This is a genomic window from Rhodococcus sp. EPR-134 (assembly GCF_001647205.1).
In the GTDB taxonomy this organism is placed as follows: Bacteria; Actinomycetota; Actinomycetes; order Mycobacteriales; family Mycobacteriaceae; genus Rhodococcus_F; species Rhodococcus_F qingshengii.
Map to the genome: position 1 here is coordinate 1 of NZ_LVCT01000270.1, position 386 is coordinate 386.

Below are 386 nucleotides of genomic sequence, written 5' to 3' on the forward strand. Positions count from 1 at the left end.
CGGAGGGTCGGCAGGCTCAGCTGTGGAAGTACGCCCGGCAGATCGGCAAGATGGGTTACCGCAAAGCCGCTGTCGAGGTCATTTTCGAACTTCCGTCCGGCGAGAGTGCGGTCGTCCACAAATCCGGCTCTCGCAGTGTTGTCCTGCAGGGTGAACCCGCCGAGTTGCTGCTGCACGCTTTCGGTCGCAACGAGGTGAAGATCGAAGCCAAAGGTGAACTGGCCGACGTTCAATCCGTGATGGCGCTCGATCGCAGTTTCTGATGGCCCCCTTCTGCCGGAGCCGAGCTCGACAGACGGGTTGTGAAGATCACGTTTCGCACTCGCCACCAGTGTTGCTGGTGTTGCGGATGGTCCAGATGGGGTCGCACAGACTAGCCTGAACTC

Annotated in this window: 1 pseudogene; it reads left to right on the forward strand. The window is 60.4% G+C overall.

Annotated features, from left to right (window positions below):
- Positions 1 to 263, forward strand: a pseudogene (locus A2J01_RS12145) (TIGR03085 family metal-binding protein); the annotation flags it as partial.
- Between the last annotated feature and the right edge of the window lie 123 nt (positions 264 to 386).